10 protein-coding genes and 1 pseudogene are annotated in these 14,302 nt (G+C 59.4%); 6 read left to right on the top strand and 5 right to left on the bottom strand.

Annotated features, from left to right (window positions below):
• Window positions 1-45 precede the first annotated feature (45 nt).
• The 3 genes from AC1MEE_RS03275 to cynR are packed head-to-tail and all read left to right on the top strand — an operon-like array spanning window position 46 to window position 3,242.
• Window positions 46-1,650, top strand: a complete 1,605-nt coding sequence (locus AC1MEE_RS03275) for a response regulator (RefSeq protein WP_480413796.1) — start codon at window positions 46-48, stop codon at window positions 1,648-1,650.
• Complete coding sequence (locus AC1MEE_RS03280) at window positions 1,647-2,339, top strand: sensor histidine kinase (RefSeq protein ID WP_480413797.1); 693 nt, start codon at window positions 1,647-1,649, stop codon at window positions 2,337-2,339. Before AC1MEE_RS03275 ends, AC1MEE_RS03280 begins: the two co-directional genes overlap by 4 nt.
• A gap of 18 nt (window positions 2,340-2,357) precedes the next feature.
• A complete protein-coding gene (gene cynR, locus AC1MEE_RS03285) occupies window positions 2,358-3,242 on the top strand; it encodes a transcriptional regulator CynR (RefSeq protein WP_480413798.1) in 885 nt (294 codons plus the stop codon).
• Window positions 3,243-3,511: 269 nt separating this feature from the next.
• Here the strand turns inward: cynR and AC1MEE_RS03290 are convergent, their stop codons facing one another.
• Window positions 3,512-5,908, bottom strand: a complete 2,397-nt coding sequence (locus AC1MEE_RS03290; protein ID WP_480413799.1) for a heavy metal translocating P-type ATPase — start codon at window positions 5,906-5,908, stop codon at window positions 3,512-3,514.
• Between the two features lie 166 nt (window positions 5,909-6,074).
• Here AC1MEE_RS03290 and wrbA point away from each other — a divergent pair, with 166 nt between their 5' ends.
• Window positions 6,075-6,674 (top strand): NAD(P)H:quinone oxidoreductase, encoded by a 600-nt coding sequence (wrbA, locus tag AC1MEE_RS03295; protein ID WP_480413800.1) that lies wholly within the window; start codon window positions 6,075-6,077, stop codon window positions 6,672-6,674.
• 117 nt (window positions 6,675-6,791) lie between these two features.
• Here the strand turns inward: wrbA and AC1MEE_RS03300 are convergent, their stop codons facing one another.
• Window positions 6,792-7,541 carry an SDR family oxidoreductase gene (locus tag AC1MEE_RS03300; protein ID WP_480413801.1) on the bottom strand — a complete coding sequence of 250 codons (750 nt, stop codon included), beginning with the start codon at window positions 7,539-7,541 and terminating at the stop codon, window positions 6,792-6,794.
• A gap of 347 nt (window positions 7,542-7,888) precedes the next feature.
• Here AC1MEE_RS03300 and AC1MEE_RS03305 point away from each other — a divergent pair, with 347 nt between their 5' ends.
• Both AC1MEE_RS03305 and AC1MEE_RS03310 read left to right on the top strand, forming a co-directional pair.
• The gene (locus AC1MEE_RS03305) at window positions 7,889-9,556 is read left to right on the top strand and encodes an MFS transporter (protein ID WP_480413803.1); all 1,668 of its coding nucleotides are present in this window, start codon (window positions 7,889-7,891) and stop codon (window positions 9,554-9,556) included.
• Complete coding sequence (locus tag AC1MEE_RS03310; RefSeq protein ID WP_480413804.1) at window positions 9,553-10,749, top strand: HlyD family secretion protein; 1,197 nt, start codon at window positions 9,553-9,555, stop codon at window positions 10,747-10,749. Before AC1MEE_RS03305 ends, AC1MEE_RS03310 begins: the two co-directional genes overlap by 4 nt.
• A gap of 48 nt (window positions 10,750-10,797) precedes the next feature.
• Here the strand turns inward: AC1MEE_RS03310 and AC1MEE_RS03315 are convergent, their stop codons facing one another.
• From AC1MEE_RS03315 to AC1MEE_RS03325, 3 genes and pseudogenes are all read right to left on the bottom strand, one after another.
• Window positions 10,798-11,511 (bottom strand): methyl-accepting chemotaxis protein, encoded by a 714-nt coding sequence (locus AC1MEE_RS03315; protein ID WP_480416142.1) that lies wholly within the window; start codon window positions 11,509-11,511, stop codon window positions 10,798-10,800.
• Between the two features lie 219 nt (window positions 11,512-11,730).
• Window positions 11,731-12,486: pseudogene (locus AC1MEE_RS03320) on the bottom strand (methyl-accepting chemotaxis protein); the annotation flags it as partial.
• A 420-nt stretch (window positions 12,487-12,906) separates the two neighbouring features.
• The gene (locus AC1MEE_RS03325) at window positions 12,907-14,241 is read right to left on the bottom strand and encodes an IS110 family RNA-guided transposase (protein WP_480412050.1); all 1,335 of its coding nucleotides are present in this window, start codon (window positions 14,239-14,241) and stop codon (window positions 12,907-12,909) included.
• Window positions 14,242-14,302 lie beyond the last annotated feature (61 nt).

A 14,302-nucleotide genomic window follows, 5' to 3' on the forward strand; every position in this document is an offset into this window, starting at 1 on the left:
TTTGCCTTTGGGCTCCTCTTCCTACGTCCCATGACTGGAATCTCGATGCTGGCCTACAACCAAAAAACTTTTCTTATCGCCGATGATTTCTCCGATTTTCGCAGTTCGGTCAGGTCCATGTTGCGCGAACTGGGTGTCAAGGAAGTAGATACCGCCGATACCGGTGAGCAGGCGCTGCGCATGTGTGCGCAGAAGCGCTATGACTTTATCCTGCATGATTTCAATTTTGGCGACGGCAAGAAGAATGGTCAGCAGGTGCTCGAAGACCTGATGACCGACAAGCTGATAAGCCATGAGAGCGTTTTCGTCATGGTCACCGCCGAGAATAGCCAGGCGATGGTGATGAGCGCTTTGGAGTGGGAACCAGATGCCTATCTGACCAAACCTTTCAACCGCGCCGGCCTGGCCCAGCGTCTTGAAAAGCTTGTCCAGCGCAAGACGCTGCTCAAACCGATTCTCCAGGCGCTTGATCGCGGCAAGCCTGCCGAAGTATTGGCCGCTTGCACCAGCCTTACCGAGCAGGACCAGCGCTTTGCTCCCCTCTGTCACCGCTACAAGGCCGATGCCTTGCGCGATCTGAATCAGCATGATGCGCTGGAAAGCTTTCTCAAGACGATTCTGGCCGACCGCGCTACGCCTTGGGCGTACGCGGGGCTCGGCAAATTATTGTTCAAGCGCGGCAAGGCCAGCGAGGCACAGGCGGTTTTCGAGCGGGCAATGATTGCCTTCCCGATGATCCCGGCGCTCTACGATGGTCTGGCCGATGTGTTAGTGGCTCGTGGTGAGGTCAGGCGCGCACAAGGCGTGCTTGAGGAAGCGGTGCGTTTGTCGCCATTGGCGGTGCGCCGGCAAAGGTTGCTGGGCAAGCTGGCGCTGGGTAACGAAGATTTTGAAAGCGCCTCCAAGGCCTATCGCCACGCGGTGTCCCAAGGGCAGCATTCTCGCTTCAAGGATCCAGAGAGCAACCTCGGCCTGGTGCAAGCATTGATCAGCAAGAATGGTGATCAAGGGCTGGATGCACGAACCCGGGTGGAGATCAATCAGACGCTGGTCGAGGTCGCGAAGGAATACGTTAACGATCAGGGGGTGCAATTGCGTGCTCGCTTGATGAAAGCAACCAGCGTGCAACAGTCGGATCCTGAAACCGCCGCGAAACTGACCGCGCAGGCGTTGGCACATCTTCAGGGAATGGATCACTTTCTCAGCGCCGACGCGGCGCTGGCCGTTGCCGCCCAACTCCAGAAACTGGGTCAAGAAGACGCCGGAGCAGGGCTATTGAAAAGCTGCGCAGAAATCTACGGTGATGACCCGGCGGTCATGCAGGGTATCGCCCGCCTGACCGATGATCCGGCGATCCTCGGTGGGTGCAAGGCCGCAGTCGACCTCAACCTTCAAGGCGTACGCAGTTACAAGGCAGGTAGTCTCGCCGAAGCGCAGGACTTTTTCCGTCGTGCGCTGACGTTGCAACCGAAGAACATCAGCATCGCGCTGAACATGGCGCAATCGTTGCTGCATGTGAAGAGCGTGACTGCGGATGCGTCTGGGCTTGAGGAGTGTCGCGCTTGTCTGAAAATGATCGGCATGATGCCTGATACGGATCCCCGTTATGAGCGTTATCAGAAATTGCAGAGCAGGGCGTTTGGCGCATGAACGATAACGATGAGGGCCTCGACTTCTCCATGGTGATTGCCTCCATCGTGCATGACATGAAGAACTCCCTGGCGACGTTGATGCACGCTCACGGCCAGTGGCAGAGGCGACTGCCCGAAGCCGAGCAAGACACCCCCGAGCATGGAGCCATCGAGTACGAATTTGCCCACCTCAACGGGATGCTGGTGCAGCTGCTCGGGTTGTATAAGCTGGGCGTCAATCAGTTGCCGCTGCGCCCCGACTATCATGAGCTCGATGATTTCATCGAAGCACAACTGGCGTGCCATCAGGACGTCTTGAACAGTCGTGGCATTGTCGCGAGCTACGAGCTGGAAGGCTTTAATGCGCTCGGCTTTTTCGACCGTGAGCTGATCGGCTCGGTAGTGGCGAACATCATCATCAATGCCATCCGTTATGCGCGCCACGCTGTATTGATCAGCGTCCATGAGGAGGGAGAGCAACTCGTGTTGACGATCAATGACGACGGACCAGGCTATCCAGCGCAGATGATCGAGCGTCAGTCAGACTATGTGCAGGGCATTAATCAAAGCAGCGGCAGCACGGGCCTGGGCCTGTATTTCGCCGCGCACATCGCCAAACGGCATGAGCGCAACGGCGTGCGTGGGCGTATCGAGCTAGCCAATGGCGGCAAGTTGGGGGGCGGTAAATTCATTATTTATCTTCCTTGAGACGATAGAGGATTGACCATGCTGCTTCGACATCTTCGCTACCTGTTGGCAGTCGCTGATCATGGCAACTTCACCCGCGCAGCCCAGGCGCTCCACGTCTCCCAGCCGACATTGTCGCAACAGATCAAACAACTGGAAGATTCATTGGGCACTGAACTGCTCGACCGCAGCGCGCGGTCTGTGCAGCCCACCGATGCCGGTGCCGCGTACATTGAATACGCACGGCGCGTGCTCAGAGAGCTGGAAGCGGGGAAGCGCGCGATACACGATGTGAAAGACCTGTCGCGCGGCACGCTTCGATTGGCTATGACACCGACGTTCATGGCCTATCTGGTCGGCCCGCTACTCAAGGATTTCCTCGCGCGTTATCCGAACATTCATTTCGAGGTCTTCGAGTTATCGATGGTCGACATCGAAGCTGGGCTTGCCGATGACTCTCTGGATATCGCCATCGCCTTTACCGAAGTGTGGAACCCGGATATCGATTGCTCGCCGTTGTTCGAAGAAAAGTTGGGGCTGATGGTGGGCCGGGATCACCCGTTGTACGACCGTCAAGAGCCGCTATCGCTGGCCGAGCTGGAACGTGTGCCCCTGGCGCTGTTGACTGGAAACTTCATCACCCGGACATGCATCGATGAATACTGCCTGGATCATGGGATCAAGCCCACGGTGATCATCGAAGCGAACTCGGTTAACGCCATTCTGGAAATCGTTCGCCATGCCGGGGTCGCGACCATTCTTCCTGAAGCGACGGCCACCGAAGACCGTACGCTGAGGAAAATTGAGCTTATAGAGGCGCCTCCGCAACGTACCGCAGCGCTTCTTCGGCGCAAGAATAGCTACCAGAGCAGCGCATCGGTGGCGTTTGAAAAGTTGGTGAGGGCAAAGCTTTCAACCCGCTGAAGGGGTGATGAAGGGCAGGTATCCCGACCGATCACAAATCACCTGTCGGACAGCAAACTCGATCCCGATTCTGCCCGAAGGGCGTAGGAGAGACCGGGACGCGTAGTTTTGTCTGCGAAAGGGGCCGAAGGACCTTCCAACGGTGGTGAATTCACCATTTTTGCCAGCGCTTCGGTCGAGCGCGACCCCGGACGGATCGCAGACAAGTCAGCTCCTACAGGTTTTGCGTTTCCCTGTGGGAATTCATTCGCGTCGGCCCCCCTGTCCCATTACAGATCCTCGGGTTTCCAGGTTTTCAGCAGCAGGGCGTTGCTCACCACCGACACGCTGGACAGCGCCATGGCAGCGCCCGCGATCACTGGATTGAGAAAGCCGAACGCGGCGAGAGGGATGCCGATCAGGTTGAACACAAACGCCCAGAACAGGTTTTGACGAATCTTCGCGTAGGTCTTGCGGCTGATTTCCAGTGCTGCGGGGATCAATCGTGGATCGCCGCGCATCAGGGTGATGCCTGCGGTATGCATTGCCACATCGGTCCCGCCGCCCATGGCGATGCCAATGTCGGCCGCGGCCAGGGCCGGTGCGTCGTTGATGCCGTCGCCGACCATCGCCACGACCCCGGTTTTCTTCAGTGCGACGACGGTCGCGGCCTTGTCCGCAGGCAGCACTTCGGCGTGCACATCGACAATGCCCAAGGCCTCGGCCACTAACCGGGCGCTGCCGCGATTGTCTCCGGTCAGCAAGTGGGTGCTGATGTGCCGGGCTGACAGTTGCTTGATCGCTTGCAGGGCACCGGACTTGAGGCTGTCACCGAAAGCGAACAGCCCCAATACCGAGGGTTGCGGCCCGAGTTCGATCAGCCATGACAGGGTATGCCCCTCGGTTTCCCACGCCAGGGAAGTGCTTGCCAACCCAGCCGTGTCGAGACCGTTTTCTTCCAGAATACGGCGGTTGCCCAAGGCCAATTGGCGGCCGTCGACGGTCCCGGTGATGCCGCGACCGGTCAACGACTGGCTGGCGGTCACCGTCTCAAGCGTTAGATTGCGCTCTTTGCAAGCATCCAGAACGGCCTTGGCCAACGGATGCTCACTGCCGCGTTGTAGCGCGCCGGCCCATTGCAGAAGTTGATCGTCGTTGCCATCAATGGTGACAAGGTGGGTGATGCGAGGTTTACCGTTGGTCAGTGTGCCGGTCTTGTCGAGCACGACAGCCGTGACCTCATGGGCGCGCTCCAGGGCTTCAGCGTCCTTGATCAGAATGCCGAAACGCGCGGCGACACCGGTACCCGCCATGATCGCCGTCGGTGTCGCCAGGCCCAGTGCGCAGGGGCAAGCGATGACCAGAACGGCGACCGCATTGATCAGCGCAATTTCCAGTGGCGCACCGCTCAGCAACCACCCCGTCAGGGTGACGAGCGCTATCAACAGGACAACCGGGACAAATACCTGGCTGACCTTGTCCACCAGCTTCTGGATCGGCGCCTTGGCGGCTTGAGCATCCTCGACCAGGCGAATGATTTGCGACAAAACGGACTCGGCGCCGATGGCCGTGGTTTTGACCCGCAACCGGCCTTCGCCATTAATGGCACCCCCGGTTACCTTGTCTCCCGGCTGCTTGAATACCGGCATGCTTTCACCGCTGATCAGCGCTTCGTCGGCATGGCTTTGCCCCTCGATCACTTCGCCGTCCACCGGAAAGCGCTCGCCGGGTTTGACTGACACCCAATCGTTCAGGCGCAGGGCGCTGATGGCCACATCCTTCTCCTGACCGTCGATCATTTGCGTGGCGCGTTCCGGGCGCAGGGCCTCAAGGGCGCGTATGGCGCTGGCGGTCTGACGTTTGGCGCGGCTTTCCAGGTATTTACCCAGCAGCACCAGGGCAATGACCACTGCCGAGGCCTCGAAGTACAGGTGCGGCATGCCGCCAGCCTCGGTTTTCGCCCATTCGTACACGCTCAGCCCGTACCCGGCGCTGGTACCCAGTGCCACCAGCAGATCCATGTTTCCGGTTCGGGCCCTGACGGCTTTCCAGGCAGCGATGTAAAACCGCGCACCGAGGATAAATTGCACCGGCGTCGCCAAGGCAAACTGCGCCCAGGGGGCGAGCATCCAGTGCACACCAAACGGCTGCAACAGCATGGGGAAAACCAAGGGTAATGCCAGTGCAATCGCCAACAGCAGCGCCCCGCGTTCTCTATTCAAACGCGTGTGCTGTCTCTGCACAGTCGCCTGAAGAGCGGCTTGATCATCTTCGACCGGGCGTGCGGAATAGCCTGCCGCAGTGACCGCAGCAATCAACGCGGCCGGATCGGCATGGCCGATGAACTCGATATGGGCGCGCTCGCTGGCCAGGTTGACACTGACGTTTTTAACCCCGGCGACTTTGCTCAATGCCCGTTCGACGCGACCCGAGCAAGAGGCGCAGGTCATGCCGTCGATGGCCAGTTCCAGCCGTTCGCTGCCTACGTTGTAGCCGGCCTTGTCCACGGCTTCCAGCAGCGCGGGCAGGCTGTCGGCCGGTGCCTGGACCCGCGCCTGCTCAGTCGCGAGATTGACACTGACATCGCTCGTGCCATGAACCGCGTGCAAGGCGCGTTCGACCCGACCGACGCAGCTGGCACAGGTCATGCCGGTGATAGGCAGGGTAAAGGTGGTGGACTTGAGCATTACTGGAATTCCAACAGTGGTTCGATAGCCGCAGGTTCAACCTTTCCATAAGGTCAAGGTCAAGGGCTTATTTATTCTTTGGGGCGTCAGTCTCTTTACCACGCCTGTGCCACCCATGATCTAGAGTTCAAGGGCGCAATAAATCCCACACCAGGAGGACATCAAAATGGTTAAGTTACTCGTGCTCTATTATTCGATGTACGGCCATATAGAAACCATGGCGCAAAGCGTCGCAGAGGGGGCCCGCAGTGTGGCGGGTGTCGAGGTCACCGTTAAGCGTGTGCCGGAAACCATGAACGCCGAAGCCTTCAAGGCGGCCAATGGCAAAGAAGGCCAAATCGCGCCGATTGCAACGCCTGGCGAGCTTGGCGACTATGACGCGATCATTTTTGGCACGCCTACCCGTTTCGGCAACATGTGTGGTCAGATGCGCAACTTTCTCGATCAAACTGGCGGCCTCTGGGCCAAAGGCGCTCTGATCGGCAAGATAGCCAGCGTCTTCACCTCTACCGGCACTGGCGGTGGCCAAGAGATGACTATCACCTCGACCTGGACCACCCTGGCGCACCAGGGCATGGTCCTGGTGCCCATCGGCTATAGCAATCCGGCGCTCTTCGATGCGTCAACCGCAGGCGGCGGGACGCCTTACGGTGCATCGACCATTGCCGGTGCTGATGGCTCTCGCCAACCCGACGCGCGTGAACTGGATATTGCCCGGCACCAGGGTGAATACGTCGCCAAGTTCGCTGCCAGACTCAACCGTTGAAAGTCGATTCTGGCCCCTACTCAGCGCAGGACTGCCGAGATCAGCGTAAGCAAACACGCGGGCCTGACCCAATCGGAGGCCCTGAACGCTCGTGCGCTCAGGGCCGGCCGGTCAGCTTTATTGTGGCTGGCGCATCAGATCGTTGAACTGATTCACGAACGCGGCTTCATTCGCGCCCGGGTTATTGCGCAGCATCTTCGCTTGTTCTACCACCAACTCATCTGCATCCGTACCGAGGATCGCCATGGTTTCCTCGAGGAACTGCGCCAGGGGCATGGCGCGAGGCTCATCGTTGCTGTTGAGCAAGTCGGTCTGCACCCAAGGCGGCGCAATCTCCAACACGCGCACCGAGCTGTCCTTAAGCTGATAACGCAGCGACTGGGTGTAGGAATGGATCGCCGCTTTGGTGGAGCTGTACACCGCCGCCATGGTCAGCGGGACGAAACCCAATACTGACGAGACATTGATGACGGTGGCCGTCGGTTGCTTCTTCAAGTGCTCGATCAAGCCGGAAGTGACACGAATCGGCCCGATCAGGTTGGTGGTGACGGTCGACACCAGCATCTCGTCATCGACGACACCCGCAGCCTCATCGATCTGCATCACTCCCGCGTTATTGATCAATACGTTGAGGGCCGGATAGTCGACGATCAGTTGCCGGGTAACGGCGGCGATGCTCGCTGGATTCTCGACATCCAGCTCGACCGACACCATGCCTGGGTTCGCGTTGGTCGTGGCTTCCAGATGGCCCTTGCGGCGCCCGGAAATGATTACCTGATTGCCCAATGCATGCAGCGCCTCGGCCAGGCCGCGCCCGATGCCAGATCCGCCGCCGGTAATGAAGATCGTATTGCCTGTCAGTTTCATGGTTGTTTCTCCGTATGTGGCAGTGGCGTGATCAGGATCTCGAGGGGGCTCGGAGCCAGCGCCGCGCCGGTGGGTAAAAGGAGATCAGAAGTTTTTTCGAATCGGGGAAAACAATACATCTGTATTTATTGGTAAATATGTACGGACGTATTATTTGTGTCAAGACGAAATATCACCGATGAAGGCGAGCCAGGCACGAACCCCCTGGAGCGGCTAAAGGCTGCGATCGTTCCAACACTGGCAAGAACTCCGGTCCTACGGTTTACTACTCCTTAGTCGCACGCTTCACTGATCTGGATTCACTCAGTTCATGCGCATTTGAGGAGGGAGTCCATCAGGCCCATTCGATGAACAAATATACTCCCCGTCATTGGGCACCCCATGAGCGGCCAAGCGTGCCGGGTTCGCCGTCGACGCCGCTGCATTCGACCGGCAAGCGCTGGGCGTTTGCGATTGTCGGTGTGATTGTGGCGTTGACCGGCGGCCTGGGTAACGCGCTGGTGATTGCCAACTTGCCGTATCTGCAAGGTTCGTTGGGTGCGACCACGGAGGAAATAGCCTGGCTGCCTGCGGCTTATGTCATGACCTACGTGTCGATGAACCTGCTGCTGGTGAAGTTTCGCCAGCAGTTCGGTTTGCGCGCGTTCACCGAAGTGTTTCTGGTGCTGTACGCGTTGGTGACGTTCGCCCATCTGTTCGTCAACGACTGGAACTCGGCGATTGCCGTGCGTGCTGCCCACGGCATGGTCGGTGCGGCGCTCAGCACCCTGGGCCTGTATTACATGATTCAGGCGTTTCCGCAGCGGTGGCGGATCAAGGCACTGGTCGTCGGTCTGGGCCTGTCGCAACTGGCGATTCCGCTGGCACGGCTGGTGTCCGAGGACCTGCTGCAAATTGCCGAGTGGCGCGGCCTGTACCTGTTCGAGTTGGGCATGGCGTTGCTGTCACTGGGTTGTGTGTTACTGCTCAAATTGCCGCCCGGTGATCGTTTCAAGGCGTTTGAAAAACTCGACTTTCTCACCTTCGGCCTGCTCGCCACCGGCTTCGCGTTGCTGTGCGCGGTGCTGTCGCTGGGCAGGATCGACTGGTGGCTGGAGGCGCCGTGGATCGGCATTGCGTCGGCATCATCGATCGTACTGATTGTCGCCGGCCTGGCCATCGAACATAACCGCGTCAGGCCGCTATTGATCACTCGTTGGCTTGGTAGTGGGCAGATCATCCGTCTGGCGCTGGGGGTGATGCTGAGTCGGATCGTGTTGTCCGAGCAATCGATTGGTGCGGTCGGCTTCCTGCAAGCACTGAACATGAGCAGCCAGCAGATGCATACCCTGTATCTGATGATGCTGCTGGGCAGTGTCGTGGGGCTGGTGATGAGTGCGCTGACCATCGACCCGCTGCACCTGTTCAAACCGCTGATCATTTCGCTGGCGATCATGGCCGTGGGGGCCTGGATGGACAGCCATTCGACCAACCTGACTCGGCCGGCGAACATGTACCTGAGCCAGTTTCTGCTGGGCTTCGGCGGCACCTTCTTCCTCGGTCCGACGCTGGTGCTGGGCATCAGCGGGGTGCTCGCCAATCCACGCAACATGGTCAGTTTTTCGGTGCTGTTCGGTATCACGCAGAACATCGGCGGGCTAATCGGGTCTGCTGCACTGGGCTCGCTGCAGATCGTGCGCGAGAAGTTTCACTCCAGCCACATTGTCGAGCATCTGACGTTGATCGATGCGCAGGTGCAGTCCCGGCTGCTCAGTTCCACCGGCAGTTATGCATCGGCCATCGCCGACCCGTCGCTGCGCACCAATCAGGGCATCCGCGCCATTGCTGCCGCCGCGACCCGTGAAGCCAATGTTCTGGCTTACAACGACGTGTTCATGACCATCGCGCTGATCGCGGTGCTGACCATGCTGTGGATTTTCGTGCGTAGCCTCTGGCTGATGCTCACCACCAAACCGATCGCTCCGGCTCCGACAACTCCATCCTCCGATCAATCCAGTGGCGCCGAACTTTCATGACCGAGTCGAATACCACCGCAAACGCCACACCTGCGGCCGCTTCAGGCCCCGCACCCGCGCCGCTCACCACGCCGCCGAGCAGTCAACCTCGGTCGTTGCGGGTACGGGTTTTGTCTTCGCTGGCGTTTGCCCTGATCGCGCTCATCGGCGTACTGATCGTGCTGTATGCCTGGCAATTGCCACCGTTCAGCAGCGCCATCGAAAGCACTGAAGATGCGTTGGTCAGAGGGCAGGTGACGATCATCGGACCGCAGCTCAGCGGTTATGTGTACGAGGTGCCCGTACAGGACTTCCAGTTCGTCAAGGCGGGCGATTTGTTGGTACGCCTTGATGACCGGATCTACCAGCAGCACCTGGATCAGGCGCTGGCGCAACTGGGCGTGCAGAAAGCCGCACTGGCCAACAACCTGCAACAGCGTCGCAGCGCCGATGCGACCATCCTGCAGCGCCAGGCCGCACTGGCCAATACCATCGCTCAGGGCCGCAAGAGCGCCGCCGACTTGCACCGTAACGAAAGCTTGATCTCAGACGGTTCGGTGTCCAAACGCGATCTTGACGTGACCCTTGCCGAAAACGCCCAGGCCGTCGCCGCGGTGGCTCAGGCGCAAGCGGCGCTGGAAATCTCCCGTCAGGATCTGCAAAGCGTGATCGTCAATCGGGGCTCGCTGGAGGCGTCAGTGGCGAACGCCGAGGCCGCCATCGAACTGGCCCGGATCGACCTGTCCAACACCCGGGTGGTTGCCCCGCGAGATGGCCAGCTGGGTCAGATCGGCGTGCGGTTGGGGGCTTACGTCAATTCGGGGGCGCAACTGATGGCGCTGGTGCCGGACCGGCTGTGGATCATCGCCAATATGAAAGAAACCCAGATGGCTAACGTCCGTCTCGGTCAGCCGGTGACCTTCAGCGTCGACTCTCTCGGTAATCAGAAGATGCACGGTCGGGTGCAGCGTATTTCGCCTGCCACAGGCTCCGAATTCAGCCTGCTGCCAGCGGACAACGCCACGGGAAACTTCGTCAAGATTGCCCAGCGGATACCGGTGCGGATCACCGTCGAGCCCGATCAACCCCTGGTAAAACGCCTGCGGCCGGGGATGTCGGTGGTGGTGAGCATCGACACCAGCCAGAGCGGCGAAGTACCGCCCGATCCGGCTGAGGTCGATCAGGTACAGAACGAGCCGATCAAAAAGCTGTAGAGAAATGCGAACCCCTGTGGGTGCGGATTTATCCGCGAAGGTGGTGAATCAGGCACTCAACCGCGCCGTCACCTCATTCAACTGGCCGGACAAACCGTGCAGGTTGCGGCTGGCGGTTTCCGTGCGCTTTACATTGTCCTGGTTGGTGCTGGCGATCTGGGTGATCTCGGTCAGGTTGCGCGAGATGTCTTCGGCGACCGATGTCTGCTCTTCGGCAGCGGTGGCGATCTGTCGGTTCATGTCGCGGATCGCCTCGACCGCTTCGGTGATGCGATGCAGCATATGGCCCGCTTCGGTGACCTGCTCGACGCTTTCTTCGCTGCGAGACTGGCCACTCTCAATCGCTTTCACCGCGTCGATGGCGCCGGTCTGCACGGTGTGGATGATTTGATTGATCTCGGCGGTGGAGGCGGCGGTGCGCTGGGCCAGGCTGCGGACTTCATCGGCGACTACGGCAAACCCGCGACCGGCATCCCCGGCGCGCGCCGCTTCGATGGCTGCGTTGAGGGCCAGCAGGTTGGTCTGTTCGGCGATACCGCGAATGACTTCAAGCACTTTGCCAATGCGTCCGCTGTCGGTTTCCAACTGACGGATGACCGAGGCCGTATTGGAAATCTCGCCACGCATGTGGGTGATCGCGGCAATGGTGGCCTGCATGACGTGTTCGCCTTGCTGGGCGCTCTGGTCAGCGTCGTCCGCGGCGGTTGCCGCTTGTGCTGCGTGCCGGGCGACCTCTTGCGCGGTGGCGGACATTTCATTCATGGCCGTGGCCACCTGATCGGTGCGGTCGAATTGTTCGGTCGTACCCTGGCCGATCAGATGCGCAATCGCATTCAACTCACCGCTGGCGCCGTCCAGGTCTGTAGCGCTGCGCTTCAAACTGCTGAAGGTTTCCGCCAGGAAGTCCCGTAGCGTATTGGCCGCCACGGCCAGACGCCCCAGCTCATCCTGACGGGTGATGCTGGCGCGCTCGCCGAATTTCCCTTGGCTGAGTTGCGCGACGTAGTCGATCAGGTTGCGAATAGGATCAATCAGGTTGCGGTTGAGCAGCCACAGGCTCAGGAGCCCGATCAACAGCCCGGACGCCAGCATCACCAAAACGCCAAGCAAAATCGTGTGGTTCGCGTCTGCGCTGATGTGCTCGGATTGTTGACTGCCCTGTTCACGCAACTGGCTGACCAGTTCGCTCATTTGCTGGCTGGCTGCGCGGTCCATGCCTTTAACTGCGGTGTCACCGACAACGGGGTCGCCGTTGGCTGCCACAAAGACTTCGCGGCCTTTCTGGTAAGCGAGGCCCAGCGTCCGGTGGGCATCACGCAGTGATTCGATCCGGTTTTTCAACGAGGGCTCAGCGCTGGTCTGGCTGACCAGTTGCCCGAGGATGTTCTGCACCTGGCGCTGGCGATCGTCGAATTGCCCCCAGTGTTTATTCAACTCTGCTGGATCTTTGCCGCGCAGCAGGACGTCTTTCCATTCCTGCACTTGAATCTTGAATTGCAGGTTGGCTTCATCGACCAGTTGTGAAGTGTGCAGCGGCCCATCAATCAGGCCCTTATAGTTTTGCACGCCGTTGGACAGGAAATGGAAGCAGGTCAAAGCGATCAACAGGATCGCCAACAGGCTGCCGCCGAGCAACGCCAGAATCTGGGCTCCAAGGGATTTTTGAAAAAACATGGGTGGTGTCTCACGGCCAGGGATAAGGCATTCCACGCGGGGAACGGGGTGCGGCAAAGACATCCCTGTCTTCGAGATCGGGATTGTCCCGCTCGAAGCTCGTATCTAGAGGTCGGCGAGTGCCGGCGGTTCTTGAGACCGTTCGGCGGATAGTGCGGTGTGGCAGGCGAACCGCGTCAAGCAATTCGCAGCGGGACGCGTAGTTGCAAGCCTGCTCCCCTCAAACTAGATGTAACTGATTGAAATATAAGGGTGGGTTTTCTACAGTCTGTAGGAGCTGACTTGTCTGCGATCGGCTGCGAAGCAGTCGTAAAATGGCTGGATTCACCACCGCATGAAGGTCCTTCGGCCCTTTTCGCAGACAAGTCAGCTCCTACGCCCTCCGGGCAGAATCGAGCCCCAGTTTGCTGCGCGACAGCGCGGCGTCTGGACGACGGGCGATCTCTCATCAAACAAAAAATAACGCATTGTTTTTTATGCCTTTTATTTGGCCATAACTAACTGCATCCCAAGCTTGTGTGCCTTGCGTTCCAGGGCACGCAGTTGACGGTGTCGACTCTCGGCTTCATAGGCTTCCATACCTCGCTCCACGTAGGGTTGGCCTTTGGTCAACATGACGTAGATCAGGCGGGCCAGTTGATGCGCGGTGGCTTTGATGGCGCACGCGGTATCCATGCGCGCCAACCGGGCTCGATGGCTGGCGCCGATGAAGCTCTTGTCGTTGCGCGCGTTGGACGCGGCCTGCTTCAAGGCCTGCGCGGCTCGATTCGAGACCTTTGGCGGACTACCAGGCAGCTGCCTGCCGCCGGATATCCGGGTCGCAGGTGCCAGGCCGAGCCAGGAACAGAAGTGTTGTTGTGTGGGAAATCGCGATAAATCAGGCCCGATTTCGCTCGCCAGTGCCAAAGCGGTTTCGACGCCGATGGTGGGAATAGCGGTCAAATCAACGCCCATTATTTTTCCCAGCGCACGGTGCAAACGGGCTTGCTCGGCTGACGAGCGGTGCGGGCTGCGCAGTGCCTTGGCCGGCGGCAGAGGTTCATCGTTCAATACCGGCAGTCGATCAATGGCGTGAGCGATGGCCTGATCGCATTCGGCAATTTGCTGTTCCAGAAAATCATGCGTCGCCATTTCCTGAGCCAGGGCATGCAGATGCTCGGTTCGCCAGTTACCGCGCAGGCTGCGGGCAATGGTTTCATGATCGGCCTTGATGTGACCGTTTCGAAAACCGGCCAATACGTACGGATCACGCTCGCCGCCGATGATCGCGTTGAGGATTTTCTTGCCCGTCAGGCCGGTGATGTCACTGATGACAGTGGCTAGCTGGATGTTCATCTGGGTCAAGGCTTTCTGCATGCGATTGACGCTCTTGGCCTGATCGCGAACTTTCATTGCGCGCTGGCGAACCAGAGAGCGCATCGAGCAAATGTCGTCGGCGGGCCGAAAGGCGCCTCTGAGCAAGCCGTGGGTCATGAGCTGCCAAATCCACTGGCAGTCCAGCACATCGGATTTGCGCCCGGAGGTCTGGCGGGTGGCGCGGGAGTTCACCAAATACACCTCGAAGCCCCGTGCATCGAGGATTTCAAACAGCGGTATCCAGTAGACCCCGGTTGCCTCCATGGCCACGACATTGATCTTCAACGCTTCGAGCCAATCGGCTAATGCGAGCAACTCGTCGGTGAACGTTTTAAACGAGCGGACAGGGGTGTCGCTCTGGTCGGGGTTGACCCCCACCCAATGCTCGCGACTGCCAATATCGATACCCGCACAATGAGGGTGAACCACTTCAAAACGTTTCTGCTGGTTCTTGCGCGCCATGACAATTCCTCGCAGGATTGAGGGGCGCGCGGGGAGCACGGTGGCGAATGGATTCACTCTC

It is taken from the genome of Pseudomonas sp. ASL3 (assembly GCF_056680425.1).

Excerpts from the sequence above, each read along its gene's own strand:
- AC1MEE_RS03325 (WP_480412050.1), bottom strand. The coding sequence starts at position 14,241 with ATGGCGCGCAAGAACCAGCAGAAACGTTTTGAAGTGGTTCACCCTCAT.
- AC1MEE_RS03280 (WP_480413797.1), top strand. The coding sequence starts at position 1,647 with ATGAACGATAACGATGAGGGCCTCGACTTCTCCATGGTGATTGCCTCC.
- AC1MEE_RS03315 (WP_480416142.1), bottom strand. The coding sequence starts at position 11,511 with ATGAATGAAATGTCCGCCACCGCGCAAGAGGTCGCCCGGCACGCAGCA.
- cynR (WP_480413798.1), top strand. The coding sequence starts at position 2,358 with ATGCTGCTTCGACATCTTCGCTACCTGTTGGCAGTCGCTGATCATGGC.
- wrbA (WP_480413800.1), top strand. The coding sequence starts at position 6,075 with ATGGTTAAGTTACTCGTGCTCTATTATTCGATGTACGGCCATATAGAA.
- AC1MEE_RS03305 (WP_480413803.1), top strand. The coding sequence starts at position 7,889 with ATGAACAAATATACTCCCCGTCATTGGGCACCCCATGAGCGGCCAAGC.
- AC1MEE_RS03290 (WP_480413799.1), bottom strand. The coding sequence starts at position 5,908 with ATGCTCAAGTCCACCACCTTTACCCTGCCTATCACCGGCATGACCTGT.
- AC1MEE_RS03300 (WP_480413801.1), bottom strand. The coding sequence starts at position 7,541 with ATGAAACTGACAGGCAATACGATCTTCATTACCGGCGGCGGATCTGGC.
- AC1MEE_RS03275 (WP_480413796.1), top strand. The coding sequence starts at position 46 with ATGCTGGCCTACAACCAAAAAACTTTTCTTATCGCCGATGATTTCTCC.
- AC1MEE_RS03310 (WP_480413804.1), top strand. The coding sequence starts at position 9,553 with ATGACCGAGTCGAATACCACCGCAAACGCCACACCTGCGGCCGCTTCA.